At 50.9% G+C, this 26,946-nt stretch carries 25 protein-coding genes and 1 tRNA gene; 11 read left to right on the forward strand and 15 right to left on the reverse strand.

Annotated elements, in window-relative coordinates:
• Positions 1 to 13 precede the first annotated feature (13 nt).
• From BLQ88_RS28130 to BLQ88_RS28140, 3 genes are all read right to left on the reverse strand, one after another.
• Positions 14 to 796 (reverse strand): 3-keto-disaccharide hydrolase, encoded by a 783-nt coding sequence (locus tag BLQ88_RS28130; RefSeq protein ID WP_090156345.1) that lies wholly within the window; start codon positions 794 to 796, stop codon positions 14 to 16.
• Between the two features lie 61 nt (positions 797 to 857).
• Entirely contained in the window at positions 858 to 3,224 is a 2,367-nt protein-coding gene (locus BLQ88_RS28135; RefSeq protein WP_090156346.1) for a S9 family peptidase, read from the reverse strand.
• 47 nt (positions 3,225 to 3,271) lie between these two features.
• Positions 3,272 to 3,559 carry a hypothetical protein gene (locus BLQ88_RS28140; RefSeq protein WP_090156347.1) on the reverse strand — a complete coding sequence of 96 codons (288 nt, stop codon included), beginning with the start codon at positions 3,557 to 3,559 and terminating at the stop codon, positions 3,272 to 3,274.
• Positions 3,560 to 3,834: 275 nt separating this feature from the next.
• Here BLQ88_RS28140 and BLQ88_RS28145 point away from each other — a divergent pair, with 275 nt between their 5' ends.
• From BLQ88_RS28145 to BLQ88_RS28155, 3 genes are all read left to right on the forward strand, one after another.
• Positions 3,835 to 6,357 carry a M1 family metallopeptidase gene (locus tag BLQ88_RS28145; protein WP_090156348.1) on the forward strand — a complete coding sequence of 841 codons (2,523 nt, stop codon included), beginning with the start codon at positions 3,835 to 3,837 and terminating at the stop codon, positions 6,355 to 6,357.
• The gene (locus BLQ88_RS28150) at positions 6,317 to 7,168 is read left to right on the forward strand and encodes a helix-turn-helix domain-containing protein (RefSeq protein ID WP_090156349.1); all 852 of its coding nucleotides are present in this window, start codon (positions 6,317 to 6,319) and stop codon (positions 7,166 to 7,168) included. Before BLQ88_RS28145 ends, BLQ88_RS28150 begins: the two co-directional genes overlap by 41 nt.
• A gap of 134 nt (positions 7,169 to 7,302) precedes the next feature.
• On the forward strand, positions 7,303 to 7,992 hold the full coding sequence (locus BLQ88_RS28155) for an SIP domain-containing protein (RefSeq protein ID WP_090156350.1): 690 nt from the start codon (positions 7,303 to 7,305) through the stop codon (positions 7,990 to 7,992).
• On the opposite strand, the gene map is transcribed toward BLQ88_RS28155, so the two are convergent.
• From map to BLQ88_RS28170, 3 genes are all read right to left on the reverse strand, one after another.
• The gene (map, locus tag BLQ88_RS28160; protein ID WP_090156351.1) at positions 7,993 to 8,757 is read right to left on the reverse strand and encodes a type I methionyl aminopeptidase; all 765 of its coding nucleotides are present in this window, start codon (positions 8,755 to 8,757) and stop codon (positions 7,993 to 7,995) included.
• A gap of 161 nt (positions 8,758 to 8,918) precedes the next feature.
• Positions 8,919 to 9,299, reverse strand: coding sequence for a VOC family protein (locus BLQ88_RS28165; RefSeq protein ID WP_090156352.1), 381 nt, complete (start codon positions 9,297 to 9,299; stop codon positions 8,919 to 8,921).
• 168 nt (positions 9,300 to 9,467) lie between these two features.
• A complete protein-coding gene (locus tag BLQ88_RS28170) occupies positions 9,468 to 10,283 on the reverse strand; it encodes an AraC family transcriptional regulator (protein WP_090156353.1) in 816 nt (271 codons plus the stop codon).
• A 201-nt stretch (positions 10,284 to 10,484) separates the two neighbouring features.
• Here BLQ88_RS28170 and BLQ88_RS28175 point away from each other — a divergent pair, with 201 nt between their 5' ends.
• Complete coding sequence (locus BLQ88_RS28175; RefSeq protein ID WP_090156354.1) at positions 10,485 to 11,276, forward strand: class I SAM-dependent methyltransferase; 792 nt, start codon at positions 10,485 to 10,487, stop codon at positions 11,274 to 11,276.
• A 136-nt stretch (positions 11,277 to 11,412) separates the two neighbouring features.
• Positions 11,413 to 11,913: a DinB family protein gene (locus tag BLQ88_RS28180; protein WP_090156375.1), complete on the forward strand. Its 501-nt coding sequence runs from the start codon at positions 11,413 to 11,415 to the stop codon at positions 11,911 to 11,913.
• Here BLQ88_RS28180 and BLQ88_RS28185 read toward each other — a convergent pair whose 3' ends face one another.
• The 9 genes from BLQ88_RS28185 to budA all read right to left on the reverse strand — a co-directional run bounded on the left by BLQ88_RS28185 (position 11,914) and on the right by budA (position 21,410).
• Positions 11,914 to 12,555: an HAD family hydrolase gene (locus tag BLQ88_RS28185; protein ID WP_090156355.1), complete on the reverse strand. Its 642-nt coding sequence runs from the start codon at positions 12,553 to 12,555 to the stop codon at positions 11,914 to 11,916. It abuts the gene before it with no gap.
• Between the two features lie 197 nt (positions 12,556 to 12,752).
• Positions 12,753 to 13,277, reverse strand: coding sequence for an REP-associated tyrosine transposase (locus BLQ88_RS28190; RefSeq protein WP_090156356.1), 525 nt, complete (start codon positions 13,275 to 13,277; stop codon positions 12,753 to 12,755).
• A gap of 606 nt (positions 13,278 to 13,883) precedes the next feature.
• A complete protein-coding gene (locus BLQ88_RS28195) occupies positions 13,884 to 15,215 on the reverse strand; it encodes a DUF3300 domain-containing protein (RefSeq protein ID WP_143016946.1) in 1,332 nt (443 codons plus the stop codon).
• Positions 15,212 to 15,781, reverse strand: coding sequence for a DUF4136 domain-containing protein (locus BLQ88_RS28200; RefSeq protein ID WP_090156358.1), 570 nt, complete (start codon positions 15,779 to 15,781; stop codon positions 15,212 to 15,214). The genes BLQ88_RS28195 and BLQ88_RS28200 overlap by 4 nt, the downstream gene beginning before the upstream one ends.
• 57 nt (positions 15,782 to 15,838) lie before the next feature.
• The gene (locus BLQ88_RS28205) at positions 15,839 to 17,365 is read right to left on the reverse strand and encodes a Do family serine endopeptidase (RefSeq protein ID WP_229212906.1); all 1,527 of its coding nucleotides are present in this window, start codon (positions 17,363 to 17,365) and stop codon (positions 15,839 to 15,841) included.
• Positions 17,366 to 17,534: 169 nt separating this feature from the next.
• Positions 17,535 to 18,788: a sensor histidine kinase gene (locus BLQ88_RS28210; protein ID WP_090156359.1), complete on the reverse strand. Its 1,254-nt coding sequence runs from the start codon at positions 18,786 to 18,788 to the stop codon at positions 17,535 to 17,537.
• Positions 18,785 to 19,462, reverse strand: a complete 678-nt coding sequence (locus BLQ88_RS28215; RefSeq protein ID WP_090156360.1) for a response regulator transcription factor — start codon at positions 19,460 to 19,462, stop codon at positions 18,785 to 18,787. Before BLQ88_RS28215 ends, BLQ88_RS28210 begins: the two co-directional genes overlap by 4 nt.
• Before the next feature lie 84 nt (positions 19,463 to 19,546).
• Positions 19,547 to 20,557 (reverse strand): alpha/beta hydrolase, encoded by a 1,011-nt coding sequence (locus BLQ88_RS28220; RefSeq protein ID WP_090156361.1) that lies wholly within the window; start codon positions 20,555 to 20,557, stop codon positions 19,547 to 19,549.
• Positions 20,558 to 20,591: 34 nt separating this feature from the next.
• Complete coding sequence (budA, locus tag BLQ88_RS28225; RefSeq protein WP_090156362.1) at positions 20,592 to 21,410, reverse strand: acetolactate decarboxylase; 819 nt, start codon at positions 21,408 to 21,410, stop codon at positions 20,592 to 20,594.
• 117 nt (positions 21,411 to 21,527) lie between these two features.
• On the opposite strand from budA, the gene BLQ88_RS28230 reads away from it, so the two are divergent.
• The 6 genes from BLQ88_RS28230 to BLQ88_RS37700 all read left to right on the forward strand — a co-directional run.
• Complete coding sequence (locus tag BLQ88_RS28230) at positions 21,528 to 22,736, forward strand: dipeptidase (protein ID WP_090156377.1); 1,209 nt, start codon at positions 21,528 to 21,530, stop codon at positions 22,734 to 22,736.
• 127 nt (positions 22,737 to 22,863) lie between these two features.
• On the forward strand, positions 22,864 to 24,870 hold the full coding sequence (glgB, locus tag BLQ88_RS28235) for a 1,4-alpha-glucan branching protein GlgB (protein WP_090156363.1): 2,007 nt from the start codon (positions 22,864 to 22,866) through the stop codon (positions 24,868 to 24,870).
• 130 nt (positions 24,871 to 25,000) lie between these two features.
• On the forward strand, positions 25,001 to 25,681 hold the full coding sequence (locus BLQ88_RS28240) for a hypothetical protein (RefSeq protein ID WP_090156364.1): 681 nt from the start codon (positions 25,001 to 25,003) through the stop codon (positions 25,679 to 25,681).
• Positions 25,682 to 25,700: 19 nt separating this feature from the next.
• Positions 25,701 to 26,372 carry an NUDIX hydrolase gene (locus BLQ88_RS28245; protein WP_090156365.1) on the forward strand — a complete coding sequence of 224 codons (672 nt, stop codon included), beginning with the start codon at positions 25,701 to 25,703 and terminating at the stop codon, positions 26,370 to 26,372.
• A gap of 100 nt (positions 26,373 to 26,472) precedes the next feature.
• Positions 26,473 to 26,544 (forward strand) — tRNA-Arg (locus tag BLQ88_RS28250).
• A gap of 221 nt (positions 26,545 to 26,765) precedes the next feature.
• Positions 26,766 to 26,946: ISAon1 family transposase N-terminal region protein (locus BLQ88_RS37700; protein WP_445447083.1), on the forward strand; the 181-nt coding region annotated here is incomplete at its 3' end.

A 26,946-nucleotide genomic window follows, 5' to 3' on the forward strand; every position in this document is an offset into this window, starting at 1 on the left:
AAATTAATGTATTTCAAAAATTGGTATCCGCCTTGTCCAGTTCCATTTCCTTGATCCAGATATTGCGGTAATACACATCGTGGCCTTCCGATTGCAGTTTCAAACCGCCGGGCGTGTCGGTAATGCCCTTTCCGCCGTCGTTACCACCATCGATTCCCGAGTTTTTGCCGCCCCAAACCTGGCTGATCTTCTGGTTGGTATGCACTTTTTTACCATTGAAATACAAGGTTACCATCGGTTGCTCCACCAGCTTGCCGTCCTTAAACCGCGCCGCGCGGAACAGGATATCGTACGAATTCCACTTCCCGATGCCGTTGTATGCATGATAGGGCGATTTGGACTCGTTGATCACCGCCGCCATCCCGTGCGACGTCGTATCGCCGTCGAGTACCTGGATTTCGTACCGGTTTTGAAGGTAAACACCGCTGTTTCCACCCGGTTTGGTGATCAGGAACTCCACATGGGCGCGGAAATCCTTGAATTGCTTCCTGGTAACGATATCCGCTGAGCCGTACAACCCGCCCGCAGAGGCCGGATCGTTGCAATTGATCACCGTGCCTTTATCTACCGGGTCATTCACTACCGTCCATTTGATCGGTGGCTTGGCCGCAAATCGCGGGCCTTCCCAGTAAATCCATTTTTCATCGAGCATTTTGCGGCTGCCGTCGAGGTACACTTCGGCGCCTTTCGGGGCTTTCACGCCCACGCCTACCTGTGCGCACGCGAGACCTGTGAATGCGATGGCGAGCGCCTGGCCGAGGAAAATGCTTTTCAGCTTCGAGAAATTTCGGTTCATATTGTTGTCGTTTTTTATGCTGGTTATAAGGGTTGGAAAAATTAGAATTTACTCGCCTGGGTTATAACTTCTCTTCAAAGAGCTTCAAAATGCGCTTGTACTCGTCGGTCCACGAGGATGCTTCCACAAAACCATGATCTTCCATCGGATAGGAGGCGAGCTCCCAGTTGTTTTTACCGAGCTCGATCAGCCGCTGCGACAGGCGCACCACATCCTGGTAATGCACGTTCACATCCACCATTCCGTGGCAGATGAGCAAATGATTTTTCAAACCGGCCGCATGGTAAATGGGCGAGCTTTTGCGGTAAGCGAGGCTATCGGCTTGCGGCTCGTTGAGGATGTTGGCCGTATACGACTGGTTATAGGCTGCCCAGTCGGTCACGGGGCGCAATGCGGCACCCGCTGCGAACACGTCCGGCGTGGTGAACAGCGCCATTAATGTGATAAAGCCGCCATACGAGCCGCCGTAAATACCGATCTTTTTAGGATCGACGCCATAGGTTTTTACGAGCCATTGCGCGCCGTCGGTGTGGTCGGTGAGGTCCTTGCCGCCCATGAAGCGGTAAATGCCCGTACGCCAGTCGTGGCCATAGCCCGAGCTTGCCCGGTAATCCATATCAAGCACGGTGTAGCCCTTGTCGGTGAGCAGGTTATGGAACATGTATTCCCGGAAATACTGGCTCCACCATTTGTGGGCATTTTGCAGGTAACCCGCGCCGTGCACAAAAATCACCGCTTTGCCATTCGACTGTTTCGGTTCGTAAACGCGTGCATAAATGTCCTGTCCGTCGGTAGCTTTAATGGTCACTACTTTCGCCTCGCGCCAGGGGTAGGAGAGGAATTCGGGTGAAACCGAGCGGGTAATCTGCACCGGCTGCGCATTCTTCGCGAATGCATTATCGAGCAGATAGAGCTCCCAGGGCGCAGTACTTTTGGAGAAGCGGATGGCCAGGTTCTTTTCGTCGGGCGACAGTGTCATCTCATGCGCGCCAGGCGTGTGTGTGAGGCGCGTACGTGCGCCGCCGGTTGCTGACATCCGGTAAACGTGCTGCTCGCCTGGGTGTACTTCGTTGGTAATGAGGTAGAAAGTCTTTTTATCTTTTGAAAGTACCACATTCTGCACCTCGAACCGCCCCGACGTCAATGCGGTCTTCTTGCCGGTACTGATATTAAATGTGTACAAATGCGAGTAACCGGTAACTTCGCTCTGGAAATAGATGGTCTGGTCGTCGAGCCAGCCTATTTCACCTGCGCTTTGTGGGTAACCGCCCACGCCCGGGCCGCCGATCCACGCTTCGTCGCGCTGGCGGTCAAGGAGTTTTAGCGAAAGCGTCGCCGGGTCGAATGACATTATCCAGCGGTCCTTGCTATCCAGCGAACGGACGATGACCACTGCATGCTGCCCGTTATCCGACCAGAACGGCCCGTGGAAAATCACTTTCCGTTCCTTTTTCTTCCAGGCGGTGTCCAGCTTGGGGTAATCTTTCAGGTAATCGGGTTTGTCGTGAATGCCGGGAATGTCCGCTGTCGCCACTTTTCGGGCGGTATCTTTTTTAACATCATAAACCCAAAACTCACTCTCCGACAGCGGCGCACCGACCTTGGTACGTGCCGAAATATCTTCCGTGAAGCCGCTTTCCGTCACATAATTCGGAACAATTGTGGATTTGGCGCTCTTATCCGTTTGGGTAAGCCCGTAGGTAACAAACCGGCCGTCGGGACTCGCCTTCTGGTTTGTCACGTTTTTTTCGCCCAGGTAAATTTCCTTCGGGCGGGTGGGCTTGTCGGCCTCCGTCACTTTCTTGCCGGCGTCCTTTTTACCTTTTCTTTCTTTTAAAACCTCAAACATGCCGAGCTGGTCGGCTTTCAGGAATTTCTCCTGGTCGCCAGGCTTGCTGTCCGCTTTTTTGGTGCCTGTTTTAAAATCGGTCAACTGGCTTACCAGTCCGGAAGCCAGTGCAATGCTGAAAAGATTGTTGCTTCTCTCAAAAACTACCGCCGTCTCATCCCCGCTGAATGCCGGGTCAGATTCGCGCTCCGTTGTGTTCGTAAGCTGGCGGATCGAGAAATCTTTGTAGTTAATGATATAAATGTCCCCATTCTTCTCATAAAGGCGCATCGAGCGGGCGCGGTTGTAAATGCCGTTTTTGCCCGGCATACGCCGACGATCAGCCGGAGCTACCTTGCTTATCTTTTTCCCCGCAAGCGAATAAGCATACAGCGAATCGGAAGGATTTTTATCCGGGTTCCAATTGAAATACACCGTTTTGGAATCATCGGCCCAGGTAATGTCGCTCGGCGAAGTCCCAATCCACATTTTCGGGTCGCGCATGATTTTCTCGACGGTAAGCGGAGCGAGGGATTGAGCGTGAAGGTGATTAATGCAAAAGAAAGAAATGAAAAGAGAGAGCTTGTAAAAATGGTTCATGTTTGAAGTTTTGAAAATGCAATGCAATCAGTTGCCCTGCGCAACCTTTATTCCTGGTATGGAATAGCTTTGATAAGGCGGGTGTTGTTAAGTTCTTCGATAATAACCGTGTCTTCGGCGGGGATGATGCCTCGCTTGATCCAGTTACTAACGGTCTGTGTATTAGGTATGTTAAATCGCCTGCAATATTCGGCTACGGTTATCCAATCGTGCAGTTCGTAAATTTTGCCGTCCTTCGAAAGGTAATTCTGTGCTTTTTCCAAAGTTTCCCGCGCGGCTTGAAGCAATTCTTCGAGCTGGTCCGGGCCTGATTCAGTGATTGTTTTCGTTTGCATGATTCTACCGTTTCCTTTTTTCTAACTCTTCCAACACCTGCATTAGCTTAGATATCACGTCCAGCACTGCGTCGGTCTGTTCCGTTGTCATCTCATGTTGAAAATCCCGCAAATACTGTCGTAGTGAAGCGATCCGCATGCGAATCTCCATTTCGTTCATAGTGTGCGATTTTTTTGAAGCAATATACAAAATGTTACGTTTCGTAACGGAATAGGGAGGGAGATTTGTCCGGTATTAAATTGGATATACTATTTTTGAGCGTATCCTTTATCCCATGACTTTCATACGCTCGTTCCTTTTCTTCGCCGCTGTAATTTGTACGGCCCTCGCTTGCACGCGCACGCAAAACCCTAACCCCGAAAAAGGCGTTTCATTCGCGCTGAACCAGTACCGTAAGCAACATATCGACAGTATCCGGTACCAGATCGAACTGGATATTCCGGCGGGTAAGGTGGGGAAGATTTTGGGGAAAGAGACGATTTCGTTCAACCTGGATGCGTTGGATTCTGCGCTCGTGCTGGATTTTAATGTGGGCGACGGGCATTTGCAGGAAGTACGCGCTGGTGGCGAAAAAATAGATTATCAGTTTGTTAATGAGCATATTGTCATCGATGCGAAGCATTTGACCAAGGGCAAAAACGAGATCGGGATTGATTTCGTGGCGGGGGATTTGTCGCTGAACAGGAGCGAAGATTACTTGTACACGCTTTTTGTGCCCGACCGCGCTTCTACGTGTTTCCCATTGTTCGATCAGCCGAACCTGAAAGCTTCGTACCAACTGACTTTGAAAACGCCCCAGGATTGGGAGGCGGTTTCCAATGGGAAGCTCAGCGCGAAAACGGTCGAAAATGGCAAGAGCGTTTACCGGTTCGGCGAGACGAAGCCGGTGAGCTCCTACCTTTTTGCATTTGCTGCGGGTAAATTTTTCAAAGAGACCCGAATGCTGGATGGCCGGGAGATGACGATGTATTACCGGGAAACGGACACAGCCAAGGTAAACCGCAACCGCAACGAGGTTTTTCAGCTGCACGCCAAGTCGCTCGCGTGGCTGGAAGCATACACGGCGATCGATTATCCGTTCGGGAAATTTGATTTTGTACTGCTGCCATCATTCCAATATGGCGGAATGGAGCATCCCGGTGCGGTTTTTTACAATGAACCGTCCCTTTTTCTCGACGAAAATGCATCGGTGAACCGCCGCATGGCCCGGGCGAGTGTGATCGCGCACGAGTCGGCACATATGTGGTTCGGCGACCTGGTGACGATGGACTGGTTCAACGATGTGTGGCTGAAAGAGGTCTTCGCGAATTTTATGGCGGCCAAGATTGTCCACCCGAGTTTTCCGGAGATCAATCACGATTTGCGTTTCCTGCTGGCGCATTACCCGAATGCCTATGAAGTGGATCGGACAGCCGGTACCAACCCGGTTTTACAGCAGCTCGGCAACCTGAAAAACGCCGGAACGCTTTACGGGGCTATTATTTATATGAAGGCGCCGATTGTCATGCGGCAATTGGAGCGGAAGATCGGCGAGCCGTTGATGCAGGAAAGCCTGCGCGCGTATTTGAAAAACTATTCATTCGGCAATGCGCATTGGGACGATCTGATCGGTATTATCGACAAGCGTACGCCGCAGGATATTACCGCATGGAGTAATGTGTGGGTGAAAACACCGGGTATGCCGGAGTATGGCGTTGAAGCAGGTAAACTGGTGCAGTTGAAGGATTCCGTATCGGGGCGCGTTTGGGAGCAGCCGCTGGTTTTGAAAACGATGCAGAACAACGAACTGGTTTTCCCAAACAATGACGGAACGGGTTATGGTTATTTTAAAATGGATACGACGTCCAAAGCATGGTTTTTCGAAAACTATGGCAATGCGGTTTCGGCCGATCCGGTTTTCCGGGGGGCGATGCTGGTGAATATCTGGGAAGGATTGCTGCGCGGTGATGGGCCGGCGCCGGAAAAATTGGTGAATTATAATTTGAATGCATTGCCCAAAGAGCAAAATCCTCTGCTGGTAGACTATTTACTGGGTAACCTGCAAAGCAGCTGGTGGGTGTTCCTGAATGCCAATCAGAGGGGCGCATACCAGCAGCGGATGGAGCAGACACTGTGGCAACTTTTGAATACTACCAAAGATAAAGGCATTCAAACGTCCTATTTCAGGGCATTTAAAGCGATAGCGCTGACGGACGACGGCTGGCAGAAAATGGACGGGCTTTGGACCGGCAAGCTGGAAGTAGAGGGGCTGGTATTGTCCGAAGAAGACAAGATTTCACTGGCTTATGAGCTTGCATTGAAGGGGAAAGGTGACGGCAAGGCGATTCTGGAAGCGCAGTTGAATGCTACGAAAAACCCGGACCGGAAAGCGCGGATGCAATTTGTAATGCCTGCATTAAGCCCCGACGAAGCCACGCGCGATGCGTTTTTTGAAACACTCAAAAAAGAAGAAAACCGCGAGAAAGAAGCCTGGGTGCTGGATGCACTGGCCTACCTGCATCACCCGCTGCGTACGGGAAGTGCATTGAAATACCTCCGGCCTTCGCTCGATCTGTTACAAGAAATTCAGCTTACGGGCGACATATTTTTCCCGACGCGCTGGCTGCACAATACATTCGCGGGTCATTCGTCGCCGGAAGCGGCGCGGATTGCGCAGGCATTTTTGCAGGAACACCCGGATTACCCCTATTTTTTGAAAAACAAAATATTGCAAGCGACCGATTTGCTTGATCGTTCGGTAAAACTTTCCGCGACTTATGCCCAAAAAGAGCATTCCCCTGCATTATCTCAGCAATGATTCGGGCCTGGGGATTTCCCTGCACCGCATCGACCGGATAAACCGGATGAATGCGGCGCATATGGATGCCCATCGTGACAATCACGGGAATTTCTTTTTCCAGGAAGACGGCCACGCGCGCCTGATGGTCGATTTTCGCGAAATCGAGCTGAAAGGAAGCGGCGTGTTCTGCATTATGCCGGGCCAGGTGCATTACCCGCTGGAAACGGAGGGCTCTTACGGCTGGTTTCTGGGCGTGGATATGAGCCTGCTCGACGAGCATCACCGGGCGGTGGTGGATGAATATGCATTGCATGGTTTTCCGGTAAGTCTGGATGCCGCGCAGGCTGATTTACTCATGCGGAGTCTGCATTTGTTGCTGGAATTTTACCAGGCACCCTCGCAGTATGGCCAGCCGGTGCTGCAGTCCATGCTGAAAACGTGCCTGGGCATTTTTACTTCTTTGTTTGAAAAGGAAATTTTGCAGCGCACCGTGCAAACGCGTCCTTCGGCCATTACTTCGCAATTCCGCAAACTTTTATCGCAGCATTTCAAAACGGTGAAAAGTCCTTCCGATTATGCCGGAATGCTGAGTATTACCTCATCGTATCTGAACGAGGTCGTGAAGGAAACATCGGGACAGCCGGTAAGCCACTGGATCCAGAATGAGGTTATGATGGAGGCCAAAAGGCTATTGTACTACACGGATTTGAGCATTAAGGAGGTCGCATTCGGGTTGGGTTATGAAGATCATACCTATTTCTCGCGGCTGTTCCGGAAAGTTGCGGGGAAGTCTGCCGGGCAATTCCGGGAAGAATACCGCCGCCAATAGTTCTTGATAAAACCGCGATTTGTCCAATCATTACCCCTCATTTTCCCTTTATTCTCTTCGCGCGGGCTTGTTGTTTTGTAAAGTAAAAACTCGGCTGGATCGTCAGCCTTAGCACAACACCAATCGCACGAAAAATGAACATCATCAAACAGAAAGCGCTGCACTTGCTTGAAAATGCCTTTGGAAAAACCGGGACCGTGCTGGCGGTACGGGCCTGGGAACCTGCTACGTTTTTCGAGGTGGACGTCCACTTCCCCGATATGGATATGAGCGGCTGGAAACGCGTCCAGCATATTAAGGTACGCGTCGGAGAAGGCATTTACCGCGATTATACACCCGCCGGCTGGGACGAGGATATCCGTACCTGCACATTGTACATCCATGCCGAACAGGACGGCCCCGGCGCGCAATGGATACGCTCGTTACGCACGGGCGACCGCATTACGTACGTAGGCGTGGGCGCGACCATGCACAAGCCCACGTATGCGGGCGAGATGGTGGTTTTGGGCGATATGAGCAGCATTGGACATTACCTGGCCTTGCAGCAGCTGGCAGGTTCGCGAAAGATCAGCGGAGCCATTACGATCGCCGACGAGAACCATCGCGAGGAATTTAAGGAGTATTTCAACTGGAATATCCAGCCGGTGAAAAATAACGGCGACGGCGGCCTGCAATCGATGCTCAAATGGACCAGCGACAAGCCGCTGGCCAACTCGAACATCTATATTTCGGGACATATTCCTACCTGCATCCGTTTGCGGAAGGAGCTTAAAAAGCGAAACGATTCGCCGCTTGGGATCCTCGTACAGGGTTTTTGGTCCTGATTAATCGAAAATGCCGTTCATGGACGTGAGGATCACCGGCTTGCCATCTGTGACGATGATCGTGTGCTCGTGCTGTGCCACATACCCGCCGCGCGAGCCTACGAGTGTCCAGCCGTCGCGATCGGTGGAGGTGCTTGTGGAAGCAGTTGAAATGAATGTTTCGATAGCGACGACGCTGTTTTTACGGAAGCGCGTGGTGTTATAGCGGTCGTAGTAATTGAGAATTTCATGCGGCTCCTCGTGTAGGCTGCGGCCAACGCCGTGGCCTGCGAGGTTTTTGATCACCTTGTAACCCGATTTTTTCGCCTCGGTTTCGATCAGCCGGCCGATATCGGCGATCCGTACGCCGCCTTTGATCTGGCTGAGCGCTTTGTTCAGGATGCGTTTGGAGGCATTCACGAGTTTGTTGTGGCCGTGGATATCTTCGCCTAGTACGAAAGAGCCGCCATTATCCGACCAGAACCCATTCAATTCCGCAGAAACGTCGATATTCACCAAGTCTCCCTCTTGCAAAACCTTCGTTTCGGAAGGTATCCCGTGCGCGACTTCATTGTTCACACTAATGCAGGTCCAGCCGGGGAAGCCGTAGGTGAGCTTTGGTGCCGATTTGGCGCCGAGGCTATTCAACATTTCCCCGCCGAAATCGTCCAGTTCCTTCGCCGTCATACCCGGTTTCGCGTGTTCACGCATTGCGCGCAGCGTCGTAGCCACGGCGCGACTTGCTTCCTGCATTCCCGTCAGTTCGGATTCTTTGCTGATTGACATACGTTGGTTAATTCAAATTTGTCGGTTGTATAGCTAAAACCCCTGTTTGTCCGGGTTTGTTCAGCTTCGCAAATTAACGAATCAAATGTGCAAGCGGCAACGAATATCTTTTGAAAGAGCAGGCAGCATGCGAGTAGCCACCTGCCCGACGGATCAACCAGTTATTTTTGCTGCGGCGAATATTTGACTAAGTCGATACCAATGCCGTTCGGGTCGGAAATGGCGAAGTGCCGGTCGCCCCAGGGTTCGTCGCGGAGGTTTATTTGAATGGGTACGCCTTTCTTTTTCAATTCATTATATAGTTTATCCACGTCTTCGACTTCGATGGTAAGGTACATTCCCTGGCCCTGGAATGCCTTGTGGAACAGCGGCTGCTGCGAAGGGTGCTCGGGGAGCAGGAAGCTGATTTCCGAGCCGCCGCCCGGCGTATGCAGGAGGAGGTAGAACTCGTTTTCGAAAGTGACGCCGAAACCGAGTTTTTCGGTGTAAAATGCCTTGGTTTCAGCCAGTTTGGATGTGATAATACCTGCGTTGAGTTTCATTTTGTGTTTGGTTTGAGTTGATGGACTGGATTGTGAAAATGCATTGGCGCAGATGCATGCTAATGCAATTACTGTGATGAGCCGTTTCATAATGCTGCCGTTTTTGTGTTGTTGATGATACAAATTTCGGGCAGGGCGGCGGGCCGGGATTGTAAAAAACGGACAAAATCACCTTCCGAATGCTTTTCCGGGTGTTACACCGTAAAGATTTTTGAATTCTTTGATGAAATGGGCCTGGTCGTAGTAGCCATTGTCGTAAAACAGCTTGTTCTCGCGGAGGCTTTGCTGGGAGGGTTTCGCACGGAGGATGTTCTGGAAGCGCACCACCTGGCTGAAAGTCTTGGCGGAGTCGCCGATGTAGTATTCAAACAGCCTGCGAAGCTGCCGTGGGCTCAGGCCGGTGTCGAGGTCTTTTTCGACATTCAACACCCCAAAATTTTGAAGGATCACGGATAATGCGCCGTAAAAACGGGGATCGTGGTTGAAATCAATACTTGTGACCAAATGCAGAAAGTAGTCGTCAAACCGTCGTTTTATTTCTGCCACAGACAGCCCGGCGTCGAAAGCGGAGGCGATGAACCGCGCGGTGCCGGGTATCACAACGTCCAGATTTTCAAAGCGATTGCTTAATTCTGCAGCGTTGATTTTGAAGAGTTGTGGAAACATCGTGGGTAAAAAACGTACACCTACGTAGTCGAAACTGTTGGCAAGCGGGAACTCGGTATATTTTTTACAAAAGCCCATGACAAAATTTTCGGTGGGATTATTTAGCTCGAAAAAAATGTCGATGCAGCCGTCGGCCACGACGCGGTAAATGAATGGCTCGTCGAGGGGAACCGTCGTGCGAAGCTGCCAATAGCAGTAAATTAAGCCCTGCAAGGCCGTATCCGGGAGAAATTCCTGGTAGGTGACCCGCTCCGCCGATTGTTTGACCGTCGGTTGAACGGGCACATATAATCCCCGGATATCAGGCGTATTGCTCATTCGGCTTCCAGCATTTGCTAAATCGTGATCAGGGAATACAGGTCTGCCTGGCACAGGTTTTGAAATTTAGTAAATTTATATTTACTTGTATATCAATACTTTCTATCGTTTATCTGCAATTTATCGTCGATAGCTCCTGGCGCGCTTTAACGGGAACACTGCGTCCGGCTCGGAGTCGTTCAATTTAATACATACGCATCTATGAGCAAAGCACTGGATAATTTCCGCTTGTATGCAGGTGTTTTAAAAAGGGTTGGATACACCCTCACGATCGGTATGCTGAATTCCGGTTTCCGGGACGAGCTCCTGAAATTGTACAACAGCTACGGGCAGCAACTTCCCGCCGAAAACACGCCTGAGGATCCTTTTATCATTCCTAAAACCGATGTTTTTGAGCTTTTTGGCAACGACTCGGCCGCCTATGAGGGTGTTTATGAATGCGGCTTCGGGCATACCACGGAATTCGAGCTCAAAGTCATCAGCAACCTGGTAAAAAAATGGAACCCGCGCAGGATCTTCGAAATCGGCACATTTGAGGGCCGTACTACTTTGAATATGGCGCTAAACAGCAGTACCGACGCTGAAATCATTACGCTGGACCTGCCTGCCGACGAACTCGCGTCCACCAGAATGGACATCGAGGACGATGAGGTCCGGTATGTTAAAAAGGATGTTTCCGGTGAACGTTTTATCGGACACCCGGCTGCTTCCAAAATCCGCCAGGTTTTCGGTGATTCGGCCACGTTCGATTTCAGCGAATACCACAACTCCGTCGATGTGGCCTTCATCGACGGCTCCCACGCGTACGACTACGTGCTCAACGACAGCGAAAAGGTGTTTACCATCATTCGCAAAGGCGGCCTCATCATCTGGCACGATTACACCAACTGGCCGGGCGTGTGGACGGCGCTGAATGAGCTATATCAGAAAGATGCGCGGTTCAAAGACATCCGGCACATCGGCGGCACCAGTATCACAATCCTGACCGTGTGACGTATACCCGCTAGCGGTTCGCGAGGAGGTCTCGTGTTTCCATCCATTTCATCAATGTAACTCCCGTCCAATTTTTCGATCGGGAGCTGTTAGCGGCATTGTTTTTTAAGGTTTGCTCAAAAAAACGAACAATACTATGAGCAACAGAACCTTAGTGGATGCCTACATCAAAGAACTGGAAGCGGAGTATGCTTCGACCCGCAAATGCCTGGAACGCATTCCAGTTACATTATTCGATTACAAACCGCATCCTACCTCGATGGAGTTGGGATATCTCACCCTTTTGGTAGCAGAAATACCCCTTTGGATAACTTTTATGGTAGAAAAGGGCGAAGTGGATTTTGCCACATACAAACGTTTCGAGTTCACCACCAGCGAGGAATTGGTTGACCATTTTGAGGAAGTTTTTAATGGCGCCAAAAAATCGCTGGCGGGTATCAGCGATGACGATCTCGACGCGCCGTTCTACCTGAAACGAGAAGGCCAGGTACTATTTACCCAGCCCAAGCGCGAGGGCATCGGCTCGACGATCAATCACTGGGTGCACCATCGCGGCCAGCTCACGGTATACATGCGCCTGAACGAGATTGCCGTTCCATCGATTTACGGACCTTCGGCCGACGACCGTACATTCTGATCAACGGGGCGGGCCGAAGCGGTCGAATTGTTCTTTTTTCAGTTCTTCGAGAATTTCCTTCGTCGATTCGAAGCTTGTATGCTGGAAAGCGCGCAGGCCGAGCGTTTTGGCCATGTTGGCGAACATAATGCGGTCGTCGAAATACACACACTGGCTGGGTGTCGCCTGCGCGATGCCCATTGCCAGTTCAAAGATCCGTGGATCGGGTTTGCGCATTTTAACCTCGCACGACGAGATGAATGCATCGAAACAGGTGTGCAGTTTGAACTTCTGGATGCGGTAATCGTTCAGTTCTTTCCCCTCATTATTGATGGAAATAATGCGGAAACCGCAATCTCTTTTCCATTCTTTGAGCCAAGCGAGCATTCCGGGCAGCTCCACCGACTGCGAATACATGAATTCCTTGAAATCCTCCCGGACAAAATCGCGGGGATGATTGAAAACCACCGTGTCGAGGTACTGATCGAGATTCACGCTGCCGATCTCGTAGACATTAAAAATGAAATTATGGAGCTGGTCCATTTCCTTGTAATTAAGGCCGAATTTCTCCGCCGCCAGGATGCGGGATTCGTGGCCCCATCCATTGCTCAAAAGGACGCCGCCGATGTCGAAAAAGAGGATTTTGAGATCGCTGATCTGCATGATTGATGTTCTGTATATTGGTAAAAAGGGACTGCCGCGAAGTTAGCAAACAAATGGCGCGAACGTATACGTTCGCGCGCACTATTCGCAGGCCTCTGGCCGGTCGATAACGCTTTACGGTACCGACCGGCCGGAGGCCTGCGAATAGGTTGTTTGAAGGTGGGCCTTCAAACCAGCTTCGCGCTTGAAACCAATCTTCAACTTAATTTCAGCTTAGTATCTGGGTTGGCACTGCTGTAAATATAATGATGAGGCTCCGCTACGATCCCCGCTTTCACCGGATTATACAATATGTAGTTCGATTTCTGCCGGATAAAATGATTTGATTCCAAACTGACAGGATGATTACGATGCTGCCAGAACTGAAACTCGCATTTTGGACTGGTACCCTTCGCGAAGTAGCGGAACATGTAAAGCAACCATTCACGACGGCTTTCGCGTTTGTTTTCCTGTATCAGCCTGATGATCTCTTTTGCCGTGAAGCTCTTGAAATCTTTGATAACCTTTGAAACATCTCCATCCTCCGCAGCGCAAATCATGTGAATGTGATTGGTCATAATCACGAACTCGTAGACTTGCAGCCCTTTGTGATCAATGCAATAATTGAGGTTTTTGATGATCTCATCGGCATAACGCCTGCGGCTGAAAACATCTACCCAACCAACGACTGTCATGGTGACAAAGAACAAGCCACCTTTGAAGAATCTGTACTTTTCAGACATAGCTTTTTCCTTTTGATACGAAGCGTTGCTGAAAAGGTAACACCATGTAGTACTGTGCTATGAGGCGCTGGTTCGAACGTACACGTTCGGACCCACTATTCGCAGGCCTCCGGCCGGTCAATAACGCTTCACCGTACCGACCGGCCAGAGGCCTGCGAATAGCCTGTTTGAAGGTCCACCTTCAAACCATCGCGCTGCGAAAATTTGTGCGAATTCTGCATAAGGCTCAGCTAGGTATATGCGTAGATTGCATCCATACATGCACCTATATTTTGTAAAAAATGAATAGAATTCTCAAAGCGCGAAGATGGCGATTAAAAGAGCGGAAGAAACTAGCAATGAATAGAGGCAAAGACAACTTGACAGATTACCTGATGGTCATCGAAATGGAAAGGAGGAGTGACGAGGAGACTGTTTCGTATGAAGAGCTATCAATCCTATTGGGCTGGAAGTAATATCTTTGCTGAGGAGGCGTAGTTTCGAACATTTACGTTCGGGCCCAGTATTCGCAGGCCTCTGGCCGGTCAATAACGCTTTACCGTACTGACCGGCCAGAGGCCTGCGAATAGCCTGTTTAAAGGTCCACCTTCAAACCATCATCTCAAACTACCGTCGTCCTCCGCGGAAACCTCCTCCTCCAAAGCCACCTCTGCTGAATCCACCACCGCCATTAAAGCTACGTCCACTGAATGACCGCGAAGGCGCGCTGTAAGTATTTCCACGAGGCACCGACCGGTAGCTTTGCGCATTGACCGAGCGCGGCCCGACCGAACGCGGCGCATTACGGAACGATTGACCTCTGTCAAACAGATAGGAACGAGTACCGACCGACGGATTGAAATGTCTCGCGGCCGAACCGATGAATGCGGTTCTCGGCGAGTATCCATAATGCCGTGGGGCGATGGTGCGGTAATAGTGGTCGTACTGGCGGTACAGGTGTGGGTAGTACCGGTAGGCGCCGCCGAAAAACCATCTTGAAAAGCCCAGTGACGGCATTGCGTAAACCATCGGGTAACCGCCAAGGCCGAAATAGAAGCCGGAACCGTAGCCATACATGCCGGGATACCACATCGGAGAGCCGTACCAGTAGGGGTAACCGAACCAGTAAGAATAGGGGCTGCCGTAATTCACCACCTTGTCGCTGGTGGGCGCGGGGTAGCTGTAACCGCCTTGTGATGCATATTCCTGCGAAGCCTGGCTAAGCTCTTGCATTGCCTGCGGGTTTTGTTTCAGCTCGTCCTGATAGGCAGCGAGTTCTTCCTTGTTTTGGGCTTCCAGCTGGTCGTGGAGGCTTGCGAGGTCGTTGCGTACGTCAGCAGGATTGTCTTTAAAACGTTCACCTAGCCGTGTTACGAGGTCGGAATGGTCGTTGAGGAGCGATAATACGTCCGGCATTTCTTCCAGCGTTTTGAATGCCTGCTGCGCGTCGGGGTTCAGCAGCATAATCATGCTTTGGAATGCATTGCCGGCTTCTTCATTAAGATTATCTACTTTCACCAGGTCACTGTGGTGATTGTTATACAACTTCCAGGCGGCTTCTTTCAATTCCGCAGACGGGTCCACATTGGCCACAATACCGTCGATCGCTTCGTGCGAGGTCTTGCGGGGAAGCGTTGCCAGTTTATGCATCAGGTCGGGATAGCGGCTCACCTCGTAGAACCAGCTTTGTTTCTTTTGCGGGAAATTTTGAATGATCTGTTGAAATCCCGTACTGCTTTTCTCGCGGATCTGAGCCAGTTTGCTCAGCACATCCGGATATTGGGTGGCTACAAGTATATCGTTGCGGACATCGTCCCCGTAAGGTGCGATGGCTTTAAGGAGGCTTTGGTCAGTGACAATATTTTGTTGCGCGTTACTGACCATTTGATCATCCTGGCCGTAACCGGTAAAGGAAACGGCGGAGAGCATTATTGCGGAAATTAAACGAAGCGTTTTCATGACACAGGGAAGCTTTTCATGAGTTTTTTAACACCCTTATTGATCTGTCTTTCAAGCCGGTTAGGATTGCTCACATCACCAGAAATGGCTTTTTGCCAGATAATGTCGCCGGTTTTGGTATCCACTACATCCAGGATGAGTGTACCGTCGGTGCCTGTGCGGGAATAGGGGTAGCCACCGAAACCATAGCCTCCAAAACCACCATAATACGGGTATCCCCAGCCGAAACGGCCCCAGCCCATCATCGGGTATGCCCCGAACGGATAGCCCCCGCCGCCGTAATAGTTCTTGCGTACGCGCTGCGTATACGTGTGGAATTGCAAAAGGAGGTCGGGATGCTGGGCGTTACGGGTAAGGCCCTTGCTTTCCAGCGCCTTATCAAATGCGGTTTGAATGCGGTGGCGCGAAAACGAGCTGGCGTACATCGGGTTCTGGTTGGTTTTCATGTCGGGGACAATCCAGTTATAAGTCAATGCTTTGCCGGAATTCGGCCGTTGGGGACTTTGCGCGAGCACTACACTGCCCAGCATAGTCAGCATTCCCAACAACATCAGGTTCTTTTTCATTTGTATAAATCATTTGAAGGGCTTCCCGTGCTCGCATCCGGAAAGCCCCGGGTTACTTTATAAGCCAATTGCAAAATACTGGACTTCATCGTTGCCGGGATAAAGCCCTTCGATCATCACGCCGCCCTTTTTGCCTTGCAGCATTTTCACCGCTTCACGGGCATTGGCAACCGGTGTCTTATCGATTTTAGTTATTACAAAACCCTCTTCCATATCGGTACCCTGGCGGATTTTGCCTGCATTAATGGCCGTCACCTGAGCGCCGGAACCGATTCCATATTCCTTTTTCTGCTGATTGGTCAGGTCTTTGAGCTCGACGCCCAGCTGCTCCATTACGGCTGACGACGAACGGTCGGCTACGGAAGGTTCCGAAATGCCTTTCAATGTCACGGAAAGTACTTTTTCAACACCGTCGCGGTTCACGGTCACATTCACTTTGTCCGACGGTTTGTGCTGAGCAACGGCTTCCTGCAATTGCGGTACACCGGCAATGTCGTGGTTGTCAATTTTGGTGATCACGTCGCCGATTTTAATGCCGGCTTCCTTCGCGGCACTTTGATCCGCAAAATTCTCGACGCGTACGCCCCGGTCAACTTTCAGGTCAAACGATTTCACTTTGGCCGCATCCACCTCGCTGATGCCCACGCCGAGGTACCCGCGTTGCACGGAACCATACTTGGAAATATCTTCCACCACCTTGTGCGCAATGCTTGAAGGAACGGCGAACGAATAGCCGGCAAATGAGCCTGTCTGGCTGGCAATGGCCGTATTGATACCGATGAGGTTGCCATTCAAATCCACCAATGCACCGCCCGAGTTACCCGGATTCACGGCTGCGTCAGTCTGGATGAACGACTCGATAGGCGCCTTCGCATTCTCGCCGAGGATATTGATACTGCGTCCTTTGGCGCTCACAATGCCCGCTGTAACGGTCGAAGTGAGGTTATAGGGGTTGCCTACCGCGAGTACCCATTGGCCTACCTCCACATTTTCGGAATTACCGAACGACAATGCCGGCAAATTCTTCGCTTCGATCTTGATCAGCGCAATGTCGGTATTCGGGTCGCTGCCGATTACTTTGGCTTTGTAGGTATGCTTGTCGGCGAGGGTTACTTCCAGCGTTTCGGCGCCCTGGATCACGTGGTTGTTGGTGACGATATAACCGTCGGGATTGATGATCACACCCGAGCCGGTGGCTTGCGGTTTCTCCATTTTACCTTCCGGGGCCTGCTGGCCGAATGGGTTCCTGCCGCCGAAAAGATCCCTGAACTCGTCGGGTATTTGCATTTGACTGACAGTACGTTCGGGTTTCAAAGTCGATTTAATGTGTACGACCGCCGCAGTGGCTTTTTTGGAAGCAAATGAAAAGTCCGCGGGGATCATGGCCGCCGGGGCGCCGGCCGCTGGGGCATCAGCTTTTGCGCTCGCTGCGCCGTCCAGCCGGGCTTTAATGAAAGGGGTTGCATTGCTGACCCAGGTTGAGATCGTATCCGGTTTACCAAAATGTTCGTAGGTGGCATATGAAGTTCCGCCCAGTAATGCGGATGCGAGGGCTACTGCTGTAAGTTTTCTGAAATTTGTCATCGCTATCAAATTGATTAAGTGTATTCAAATTTCAGCAGTGATACTGTCGCAATTCTGTGCAGATTCTGAAGACATTTTGTAGTTGAAGAAATTTTTGAAATACACAAAAAAAGGAGGATCAGAAATCCTCCCTTTATTCACTACTAGCCATGAAAAATCTTGAATATCGTTACCAGGTCACGGTAAGAATGTGCCATGGTCCGTCCGTTTCGTAAGTTAATGTCTGCCCGTTTACCTGGCAGATCGTCTTGGCCAACGCCAATCCCAGCCCCAGCGACGCCGAATGCGTGCCCTCTTTCCGGAACCGCTCAAACATCAGTTCCGGCTCGATATGGATAGGTGCGCCGGTGTTGCGGACCACCAGCTTGCCTGCATTCAATGTAATTTCAATCGCGCCGCCGTTCACATTGTAGCGTATCGCGTTTGTCAGCAGGTTGTTCACCAGTACTTCCGCCAATGCGGGGTGCATTACAGGTCCCGTCGGTTCGATATCGGTCTTCACCGTAATCTCCCGCTGTTCGATCAGATCTTCCAAATCGCGGAGTTTCCGGTTAATAATCGGCACCAGGCTGATCGGCTCGGTACCGGCCAGAAACTGCCGGTTTTCGATTTTGGTAAGCAATAATAATGCCTGGTTCAGCTTGGCGAGCCGGTTAGCGGCCTCGCTGATCTCGGAAAGCGCCACCAGTTGCGACTCTTTCAAACTTTCGTCCTGAAACAATCCCTCAATTTTGGACAAAATCACAGCCAGCGGCGTCTGAATCTCGTGCGAGGCATTTTCGGTAAACTCTTTCAGGTTCTGATAAGTAGCGGCAAGGCGGTCCGTAAACTGCGTCACCGACAGGTTCAATTGCTCAAATTCGACGGTATGCGATTTGGGAAAAGTAAGTACCTCATGTTGCTCGACCTGGTACGAATCCAATGCGCGCAATGTCTTGTAAAACGGCCGCCAGAGCCGGCGGGAAAGCCAGCTGTTCAGCAAAAGCAACGATATCAGGAGCAATGCCACAATGAATGTCACCGTCATTACCACAGCTTCGAGTAACTGCTTGCGCTGTGCGAGTAACTTACTGATTGTCACTCGGTACCAGGCTCCTTCCACACGTTCGTAGAAGATCAGCTGCCGGTAGGGCTGGTATTCGTTTTCGAACTCGTTGAACAGTTTCCGCTCCACGATCGCCATTTGGCCGGGGTATCGCACCTGGTCGAGTTGCAGGCTGTCGCCGAGTTGCAGGATGTACACGGGCAGTTCGTCGATATGCCGCAACTGCCAGCTCACCTTTGCCTTGCTGCGCATGAGTTCTTTATTAACCTCTCTATCAATAAGGTAATCCACTGATAAATAGAATAATACGGCGCCCAGCGTGAGCACGCACAGCGAGGTGATGATCTGGTATTTGAGAATGCGTTCCAGCAGTTTCATTGCTCGCTGAATTTATAGCCTACGCCGTAAATGGATTTCAGGTAGTCGGGGCAGCCTTTATCCATCAGCTTCTTCCGCAGGTTTTTGATGTGTGTGTAGATAAAGTCAAAATTGTCCATTAAATCCGCATCGTCGCCCCAAAGGTGCTCGGCGATGGATTCCTTGGTGAGCACGCGGTTTTTATTGGCGATCAGGTACACGAGCAGGTCGTATTCCTTGCGCGTGAGCACGATTTCCTGCTGATCGACCAGTACGAGATGCTCCTGCGGGTCGATCTGGATTTTGCCGAAACGGATCTGCTGGCTGCCTTGAAAACTTCGCCTGCGTATGACCGCCTGCACGCGTGCATTCAGCTCCGAAAGGTGAAATGGCTTGGTCAGGTAATCGTCCGAACCGAGATTGAGGCCGGTAATGCGGTCGTCGAGGGAGTTTTTAGCGGAAATAATGATGATACCCGTTTCCGGAAAGTTCCGTTTCAGTTCCCGAACGGCATCCAGGCCATCGCCATCGGGCAGCATTAAATCGACCAGCACGCAATCGTAACGGTAAATATTGATTTTGTCAACCGCCGTCCGGTAATCCGCCGCCCATTCGCAAATGAAGTTTTCGCGCTGAAAATAGTTTTGAATGCTGGTAGCCAGCGCTTTTTCGTCTTCAATGAGCAGCAGTTTCATAGCATTGTTGTTTATGCAAATGAAACTACAAATTTTGGAGGAATTCTGAAGTGTGACCGGAATGCGCGGGATTTGGGTAAAAAGCTACTTCACCGTGCGCTTCGCCCAGTTGAAAATCGTGGAGTAAACCTCGTCGCGGACGGGCTGTTTGGAAAGGATCAAATCGTGCATACCGCCCTGAACGGCCTGAATGCTGTATTGACCCACGATATTCTGCGCCTGCCGCGCCACGTTCGCTACATTCAGCACAGCGTCGCCGGTAAAAAAAATATCGCTCCATTTTTTCTCGTCAATGGATTTGGCCGAATGCAGCACGAGTACCGGTTTGTTGATCTGAATGCCCTGTGCCAGCTTTTCCTGACCATTGAAAACCGCCCTGATCCAGCCCAGATTGACCGGCGGTGCGATAAATGGCTTTAAACCAAGGCTGTACGACCATTCGCCATGCGCTGTAATATGCAAACTCTCGCCATACAATGGGTTGATACCGAGGTCAAAATTGGATTCAGGATGTTTTTCAGCCCTTTTTAGCAGCAGCGGCAAGGCTGTTTTTTTTAGGCCGGATTTGATATTCAATGCAAACATCGGGCTGTTGAGCAGCAATGCGTCGAACTGCTCCTTGCCCGCCCGCTCGCTTGCGTACAGGGATAGCACGAGCCCGCCCAGCGAATGTCCGCTCAGCAGCACCTTTTCATTGCCCTCGCGTTTGATGACTGCCAACGCCGTATCGATGTCGGCATAGTACTCGGAAAGGTCGCGCACATTGTTGAATTTCTGATGACTGAGCCACGAACGCCCGTATTTCCGTAGATCGACAGCGTAAAAGTTAAAACCTTCCTTAATGTACCGCTCGGCCATTTCCTCCTGGAAGAAATAGTCGTTGAAACCGTGGACGTAAAGTACCGCTTTGGTGCTTTTCTCGGGAGTCGTTTTCCGGATGATCGTGCAGGTGACGCTGCCTTCGTAATCGGAAGGCTGGACGATCGTCGCCTGTTTGAAACCTTTGCCAATCAAATCCGCGAAATAGGTTACCTGCGCGTTGGCGACGCCGGCAAAAAGCATGAAAAGAAGGGTAAGTAACGAGCGGTGTTTCATGGAAGTGTTTACAGATCAAGCGCAAATATAAAGGCTATTCAATCTTTTTCAGTTCGGCGCCGCGGTCGGGTTGGAGGTTTACTTTGCCAAAATCGGCATGGGTGTTGTTTTCGATTGTGAAACCTTTGGCTTTGTCTACTTCAATGGTCACTGCGTCGGCGGTGAAGTTGAAGATATGACCGCCCGATTTGTGATCGTCCGCCAGATAATGCAAATGGAATCCCGGCACATTGGTACGTGCGAGGTAGGGAGGCAGCAGGAAGCCGGCACAAATGCCTGTTGTATTTTTTAATTCAAACACCACCTGATTATGTTTCAAATGCTCGGGAAGCGAGGTATAGGGTTTGCCGGCCGGTTTCTCGGCGCGGGTGGTCATGGTGGGGAAAGTGGCGGAAATCCGCAATGCGTAAATGCCGTTAGGGTTCAGCAAATGCGTGATTTGTTCCTGGACTTTTTCATAAGTAAGCCCGGGGCCATTCAAATGGATGACCGTATCGGCTTTGAAGTATTTGACAAATGCGGCGGAAGTGCTGTCGGAGTCCGGGACTTCCTTTACGGAGCCGTCCCAGGCTATTTTGTAAACATGCCCCTTGTCGATCAGCAGCTCGCCATCGACCCTGTTGAATGTGCCCACGCCGAAATCGCCCTTCTTTTTCAGCTGACCGATGGTTAGATCGCCGTCGAAGACGCCGGCCATGAGCGCATCGATGATCGAGTACTGGTACATAAAATCGTGTTCGGACGGCTGCCTGTTTCTAGCTGACTGAGCCTGTGTATCGGTGAAAAAGGTCGTCAAAACGGCTGCGAGGAGGCAGGTAAATATGCTTTTTGGGACTGCGGAAAGGCGAATCATGCGCGGAAAGGGTTTTTAATGGCTACAAAAGACGGCATACGGGCGAATCTTTGCAATGCGGGCGGTGACATTCTATTCAAAGGCATTACCTTTACCCAACACCAATTTGTTCCCGAAATGAAAAGGTTTTTACTCCTGTTGCTCGTTCCCGCGCTTACACACGCACAACTCGCGCCACCAGCGATGTCCGACAAGGCCCGGCAAATCCACGCCGCCGCCCTGACCATCGACACCCACGCCGACGTTCCTATTAATATGATGAAAGAGGGCTTCGATGTGGCGGTGGAGTATGATTTTATAAAGGATGGCTCACAGATCGACTTCCCGCGCATGAAGAAGGGCGGCATGGACGGGATGTTTTTCGCCGTGTACCTGGGCCAGGGCAAGCGCACCGAAGCGGGTAATGCAGAAGCGAAGAAAAATGCGCTGGCGATTTTTAATAAAATTAATGAAGCGGTAAAAGCCAATCCGCAGACGGCCGGCCTAGCTACAACTTCCAAAGATGCCTACCGGCTTCAAAAGGAAGGCAAACGTGCCGTTTTTATCGGTATGGAAAACGGCTGGCCGATCGGGAAGGACCTGGCCAACCTGAAATTCTTCTACGACCTCGGCCTGCGCTACATTACCCTTTCGCATTCATTGAACAACGATATTTGCGATTCTTCGACCGACGGCGATGGTCCCGAACACAATGGTTTGAGCCAGTTTGGAGAAGAAGTGGTTAAGGAAATGAACCGTTTGGGCATTATGGTGGACATTTCGCACGTTTCGGACTCCACTTTTTATGATGTGATCAGATTGACGAAAGCGCCTGTAATCGCTTCGCATTCTTCCTGTCGCGCGTTGGCGGATGTGCCGCGGAACATGACCGACGATATGATCAGAACACTGGCTAAAAACGGTGGTGTAATCCAGATCAATTTTGTGCCCGGTTTTGTAAAAAGGCCGTCCCAGCCGCATGAAATGTCGCTGAAAGCATTACGCCTCAAAATTCGCCAGACCGACCTTTCGGAAGCGGATAAGAAGGCTTTGCGCGATGAAATGAAAGCTGTCGATGAGAAATACAAATCCGACAAACCCACGGTGCAGGACGCGGTGGACCATATCGAGCATGTGATCAAACTCACGAGCGTGGACCACGTTGGCATTGGCATGGATATGGATGGAGGCGGCGAGGTAGTGGGTTTGCAGGACGTGAGCCAGATCGGCGCTATCACCGAGGAACTGGTCAAAAGAGGCTATTCCGCGAAGGATATCGAAAAAATATGGGGAGGCAACATTATGCGCGTTCTGGATCAGGCGGAAAAGGGCGCAGGCAAGCTCTAAATTGCTTTCAAGTGGCGCCTGGGACGGTACAGAGGGGACAAAAAATATATACATTTTGATAAATAGTTTAATAAAATTGTAAATCTTACGTCCTCGAACAGATTACACATTAATTGAAGAATTACAAATGGCTAAGTCAACCGGAAAGAACAAAACAAACGCAACCATTGATCCTGCCGAGGATGCAGGTACCCCTGTGGCGGCCCAGCCGGTGAATGCGGTGGAAACCGTTAGCCGTTTTACAGACTTCGACATACATTTGTTCCGTCAGGGCAAGCATTACAAGCTTTACGAGAAGCTGGGCTCGCACGTGATGGAGGTCAATGGGGTAGTAGGTACGTATTTCGCGGTTTGGGCGCCCAATGCGACTTACTTGTCGGTGATCGGGAATTTTAATGGTTGGAGCCACGGTAGTCACTCGCTGGCGCCGCGCTGGGATAGTTCGGGGATCTGGGAAGGCTGGGTCCCGAATGTGGGGGTAGGAGAGGTTTACAAATACTACATTATTTCCCAGAACGGGCAGCACCTCGAAAAATCGGACCCTTTTGCGCTATGGTGCGAGGTAGCGCCGCGCACGGCTTCCATTGTTTGGGATACCTGGTACGAATGGAATGACGCCGAGTGGCTGAAAGTACGCAAGGAGAAAAATAAGCTGAATGCGCCGATTTCGGTGTATGAAGTGCATCTGGGCTCGTGGCAGCGCGATCCGTCCAATCCCGAAAGACATCTTACCTATAAGGAAATTGCAGAAAGCCTGGTGCCTTATGTGAAGGAAATGGGCTTCACGCACGTGGAACTGATGCCGATCATGGAGCACCCGTACGCGCCATCGTGGGGATACCAGATCACCGGCTACTTCTCGTGCTCATCACGCATGGGTACGCCGCAGGAGCTGATGTACCTCATCGACCAGCTACACCAGGCTGGTATCGGCGTGTATATGGACTGGGTTCCTTCGCATTTCCCGGGTGATGCGCACGGTCTTTTCCGTTTCGACGGTACTGCGCTTTACGAGCACGAAGATCCGCGCAAAGGCTATCATCCCGACTGGAAGAGCTATATTTTCAATTATGGTAGAAACGAAGTAAGATCGTTCCTGATCAGCAATGCCATTTTCTGGCTCGACCGCTACCATACCGACGGCCTGCGTGTGGACGCGGTGGCCTCGATGCTTTACCTCGATTACTCCCGCAAGCACGGCGAATGGATACCGAACGAATTTGGCGGCCGCGAGAACCTGGAAGCGATTTCCTTGCTGAGGGAAATGAATGTGGCCGTTTATACCGAATTCCCGGATGTTCAAACCATCGCGGAGGAGTCGACTGCATTCCCCGGCGTGTCGCGCCCGGTTTTTGTGGGTGGATTAGGCTTTGGTATGAAGTGGATGATGGGCTGGATGAACGATACATTGAAGTATTTTGAAAAAGACCCCGCATTCAGAAAGTGGCATCAGGACCAGCTGACTTTCAGTTTGGTATATGCATTCTCCGAGAACTTCATGCTGCCTTTCTCGCACGACGAGGTGGTTTACGGCAAGAAGTCACTCATTAACAAAATGCCGGGGGACGAATGGCAGAAGTTCGCAAACCTGCGGCTGATGTTCACGTACATGTTCACACACCCGGGTACGAAGCTGATGTTTATGGGTGGCGAATTCGGGCAGACCTCGGAATGGAACTTCCAGCAGAGCCTCGACTGGCATTTACTGGAACATGCGCCGCACAAAGGCATCCGCGAATGCGTGATCGCCCTCAACAAGCTGTACAAGGAAGAACCGGCATTGTTTGACTACTCTTTCTCGCACGACGGCTTCGAGTGGATCGATACCCAGGACCGCGAGAATTCCGTGCTCGTTTACGCCCGCAAAGGGACCGACCCGGCCCGTAACGTTATTATTGCGCTGAACCTTACGCCTATTCCCCGGAAAAGCTACCGCGTGGGTGTGATTTCGGAAGGAAGCTGGCAGGAGATATTCAATTCGGATGCGGAATCATTCGGCGGCAGCGGAATCATCAATTACGACCCGGTTACTGCGGAAAGTCACCAGTGGCACGGGAAGGCACATTCGCTGATCCTGGACCTGCCCCCGCTGGGTGCGGTCGTTCTTAGAAAAGTTGCCCCTAAGCGTAAATAAGTTACAGGGAAGGCAACGAGAATGTATCGGATCTGTGTCTACCGTTTACTTAATTCGAAGATGATCTTGAGGCAGAGGCTGGGGTCTCTGCCTTATTTTTTTACCTTTGCGATCCAAACATCACGATCAAATGAAAAGCATTCGATTCATAGTACTTTTTGTTTTTTTAACTTCAATAAAAGCTTTTTCCCAGGATTTGTCGCGCGTTACATCCGGCATCGATCTCGGCCTGGGCTACCAGGACAAGGTTTGGGTACCTTCCGTTACCTATCACCAGGAATTGAGTCTGAGTAACTTCCCGTGGTTCCGCATCGGCTGGGGCGTGCGCGGCTGGGGCTATTATGCCGGCCGTACCGATATGCTGCCGAAATCCAGCGCCCTTAATGCCGATACGCTCAAATTCGGTAAAGTGTCTTCCAATGGCATAAGCTTCCTGCTGGGCGCCAATTTCAGGGTATGGAGATTCGATATCGGGGCCAATACCGACCTGGTAGGCCTCGCATTCGGCCTGAAACGCCAGGCATTATACGCCGCCGACGGCTTGTACGACAAAGGTGGTGAGCATTATAACGCCTATTTGAAAAGCGGCCCGGCAACATTGAACGCATTACCTCTTTTAATGGACAAACAAAATGGCCAATCCGAAGCATACGTCCGCTTCTGGGTCACCGACCGGATTGGTGTGAAAGTGGCTTATGTGCACGGGCGCGTGACCTACGCGTCGCCGGAAAAACTCATCAACGGGCAGACCCGCTACTCGGCTACCTTCGGCGTGCCTTACGTGGCACTGTCGTTCCCACTATACAACTAAGTAATCTACACACCGACTTATGGCAGAGAATCTGACCGATTCGCATAAATATAACCTCTGGAAAAACAGGCTGACCGCAAACGGGCTGGACATCCACCGGGTAGACGAACTTTACACCCGCCACAATGGTCACGGCGAAGTGCTGTTTTCGCTCCTCTACACCGACGCTACCACGCCGGAAGGCAATAAAATACCGCCGATCTGCTTCCTGAAAGGCGAAGTGGTAAGCGTGCTCGTCTGCTTCATCGATGTCGTGTCACGGGAGAAATACCTGCTCCTCGTGCAGCAACGCAGGATTTGCGACGGTTCCATGACCTACGAACACCCGGCAGGCATGCTCGACAGCGAGAGCGACGCCGCTTCCGTGGCCGCGCGCGAAGTTTTCGAAGAAACCGGCATTGCCGTCGAAAAATCCCAGCTGATCAGCGTCAACAGCGCGCCGTTCTACCCATCCACCGGCACCAGCGACGAAGCCATGTACATGTTCTACTGCGAGCTGGAACTCACCTCCGAGGCCATCCAATCCTACCACGACACCGTGCAGGGCCTGTTGTCCGACCACGAATACATCAAAACCTTCGTGGTACCCTTTGAAGAAGGCCACAAACTGATCACGAATGTAAACGGGATATTGCTGGATTATCTTTACCTGAAAAGCGTGGGTGACTGGGAGTTGCTGAAAAAGTTATGATTTTCGGAGGAGAAATTTGAAAACAAATGGGGAGTGATTTGCTCGAAATTCAAAATACGAGCTATATTTGCACCCCGTTACCGGCCCAAAGCCAACGAATGCTCCCGTAGTTCAATGGATAGAATAATGGTTTCCGGTACCATCGATAGGGGTTCGAATCCCTTCGGGAGCACCCTAAGGGATAAGTCGTTTTTGAACGCACTTGTCCCTTTTTTTTGTGTTCTTAAATTGCTGGTTATCTGATAGATAAGATCGATCCCGGATCAAATCAAAAACTTGTGGAGCGCATAGGATTTTCTAGGTTTGTGTTTTTAATCAACCTAGTTCGTTTTGGAAAGTTTCTTGCCTATTATCCAGTTTCTATTACCAGAGTTTATCCTTGAAAATTTTGAATTGACATCCATCGACCGTCAGGATGGAGTATTTCACGTGCATATAGATGAGAAGAATGCGGATGAGAATGACCCGGAGAGGAAGAATTTGCTCTCCAAAGGATTCTTTCCGATGATTACTGTTCAGGATTTTCCAATTCGGGGCCATAAGGTCTTCCTTCACATCAAACGCCGCAGATGGC

Source organism: Dyadobacter soli (assembly GCF_900101885.1).
Taxonomy (GTDB): Bacteria; Bacteroidota; Bacteroidia; order Cytophagales; family Spirosomataceae; genus Dyadobacter; species Dyadobacter soli.

Bases quoted from the DNA above. Each gene is read 5' to 3' on its own strand.
- BLQ88_RS28185 (WP_090156355.1), bottom strand. From the start codon at position 12,555: ATGCAGATCAGCGATCTCAAAATCCTCTTTTTCGACATCGGCGGCGTC.
- BLQ88_RS28135 (WP_090156346.1), bottom strand. From the start codon at position 3,224: ATGAACCATTTTTACAAGCTCTCTCTTTTCATTTCTTTCTTTTGCATT.
- BLQ88_RS28210 (WP_090156359.1), bottom strand. From the start codon at position 18,788: ATGAAACTGCTGGAACGCATTCTCAAATACCAGATCATCACCTCGCTG.
- BLQ88_RS28165 (WP_090156352.1), bottom strand. From the start codon at position 9,299: ATGAAACTCAACGCAGGTATTATCACATCCAAACTGGCTGAAACCAAG.
- BLQ88_RS28190 (WP_090156356.1), bottom strand. From the start codon at position 13,277: ATGTCTGAAAAGTACAGATTCTTCAAAGGTGGCTTGTTCTTTGTCACC.
- BLQ88_RS28240 (WP_090156364.1), top strand. From the start codon at position 25,001: ATGAAAAGCATTCGATTCATAGTACTTTTTGTTTTTTTAACTTCAATA.
- BLQ88_RS28215 (WP_090156360.1), bottom strand. From the start codon at position 19,462: ATGAAACTGCTGCTCATTGAAGACGAAAAAGCGCTGGCTACCAGCATT.
- BLQ88_RS28180 (WP_090156375.1), top strand. From the start codon at position 11,413: ATGAGCAACAGAACCTTAGTGGATGCCTACATCAAAGAACTGGAAGCG.
- BLQ88_RS28155 (WP_090156350.1), top strand. From the start codon at position 7,303: ATGAACATCATCAAACAGAAAGCGCTGCACTTGCTTGAAAATGCCTTT.
- budA (WP_090156362.1), bottom strand. From the start codon at position 21,410: ATGATTCGCCTTTCCGCAGTCCCAAAAAGCATATTTACCTGCCTCCTC.
- BLQ88_RS28145 (WP_090156348.1), top strand. From the start codon at position 3,835: ATGACTTTCATACGCTCGTTCCTTTTCTTCGCCGCTGTAATTTGTACG.
- BLQ88_RS28140 (WP_090156347.1), bottom strand. From the start codon at position 3,559: ATGCAAACGAAAACAATCACTGAATCAGGCCCGGACCAGCTCGAAGAA.
- glgB (WP_090156363.1), top strand. From the start codon at position 22,864: ATGGCTAAGTCAACCGGAAAGAACAAAACAAACGCAACCATTGATCCT.
- BLQ88_RS28130 (WP_090156345.1), bottom strand. From the start codon at position 796: ATGAACCGAAATTTCTCGAAGCTGAAAAGCATTTTCCTCGGCCAGGCG.
- BLQ88_RS28200 (WP_090156358.1), bottom strand. From the start codon at position 15,781: ATGAAAAAGAACCTGATGTTGTTGGGAATGCTGACTATGCTGGGCAGT.
- BLQ88_RS28150 (WP_090156349.1), top strand. From the start codon at position 6,317: ATGCCCAAAAAGAGCATTCCCCTGCATTATCTCAGCAATGATTCGGGC.
- BLQ88_RS28245 (WP_090156365.1), top strand. From the start codon at position 25,701: ATGGCAGAGAATCTGACCGATTCGCATAAATATAACCTCTGGAAAAAC.
- BLQ88_RS28205 (WP_229212906.1), bottom strand. From the start codon at position 17,365: ATGACAAATTTCAGAAAACTTACAGCAGTAGCCCTCGCATCCGCATTA.
- map (WP_090156351.1), bottom strand. From the start codon at position 8,757: ATGTCAATCAGCAAAGAATCCGAACTGACGGGAATGCAGGAAGCAAGT.
- BLQ88_RS28175 (WP_090156354.1), top strand. From the start codon at position 10,485: ATGAGCAAAGCACTGGATAATTTCCGCTTGTATGCAGGTGTTTTAAAA.
- BLQ88_RS28220 (WP_090156361.1), bottom strand. From the start codon at position 20,557: ATGAAACACCGCTCGTTACTTACCCTTCTTTTCATGCTTTTTGCCGGC.
- BLQ88_RS28230 (WP_090156377.1), top strand. From the start codon at position 21,528: ATGAAAAGGTTTTTACTCCTGTTGCTCGTTCCCGCGCTTACACACGCA.
- BLQ88_RS28195 (WP_143016946.1), bottom strand. From the start codon at position 15,215: ATGAAAACGCTTCGTTTAATTTCCGCAATAATGCTCTCCGCCGTTTCC.
- BLQ88_RS28170 (WP_090156353.1), bottom strand. From the start codon at position 10,283: ATGAGCAATACGCCTGATATCCGGGGATTATATGTGCCCGTTCAACCG.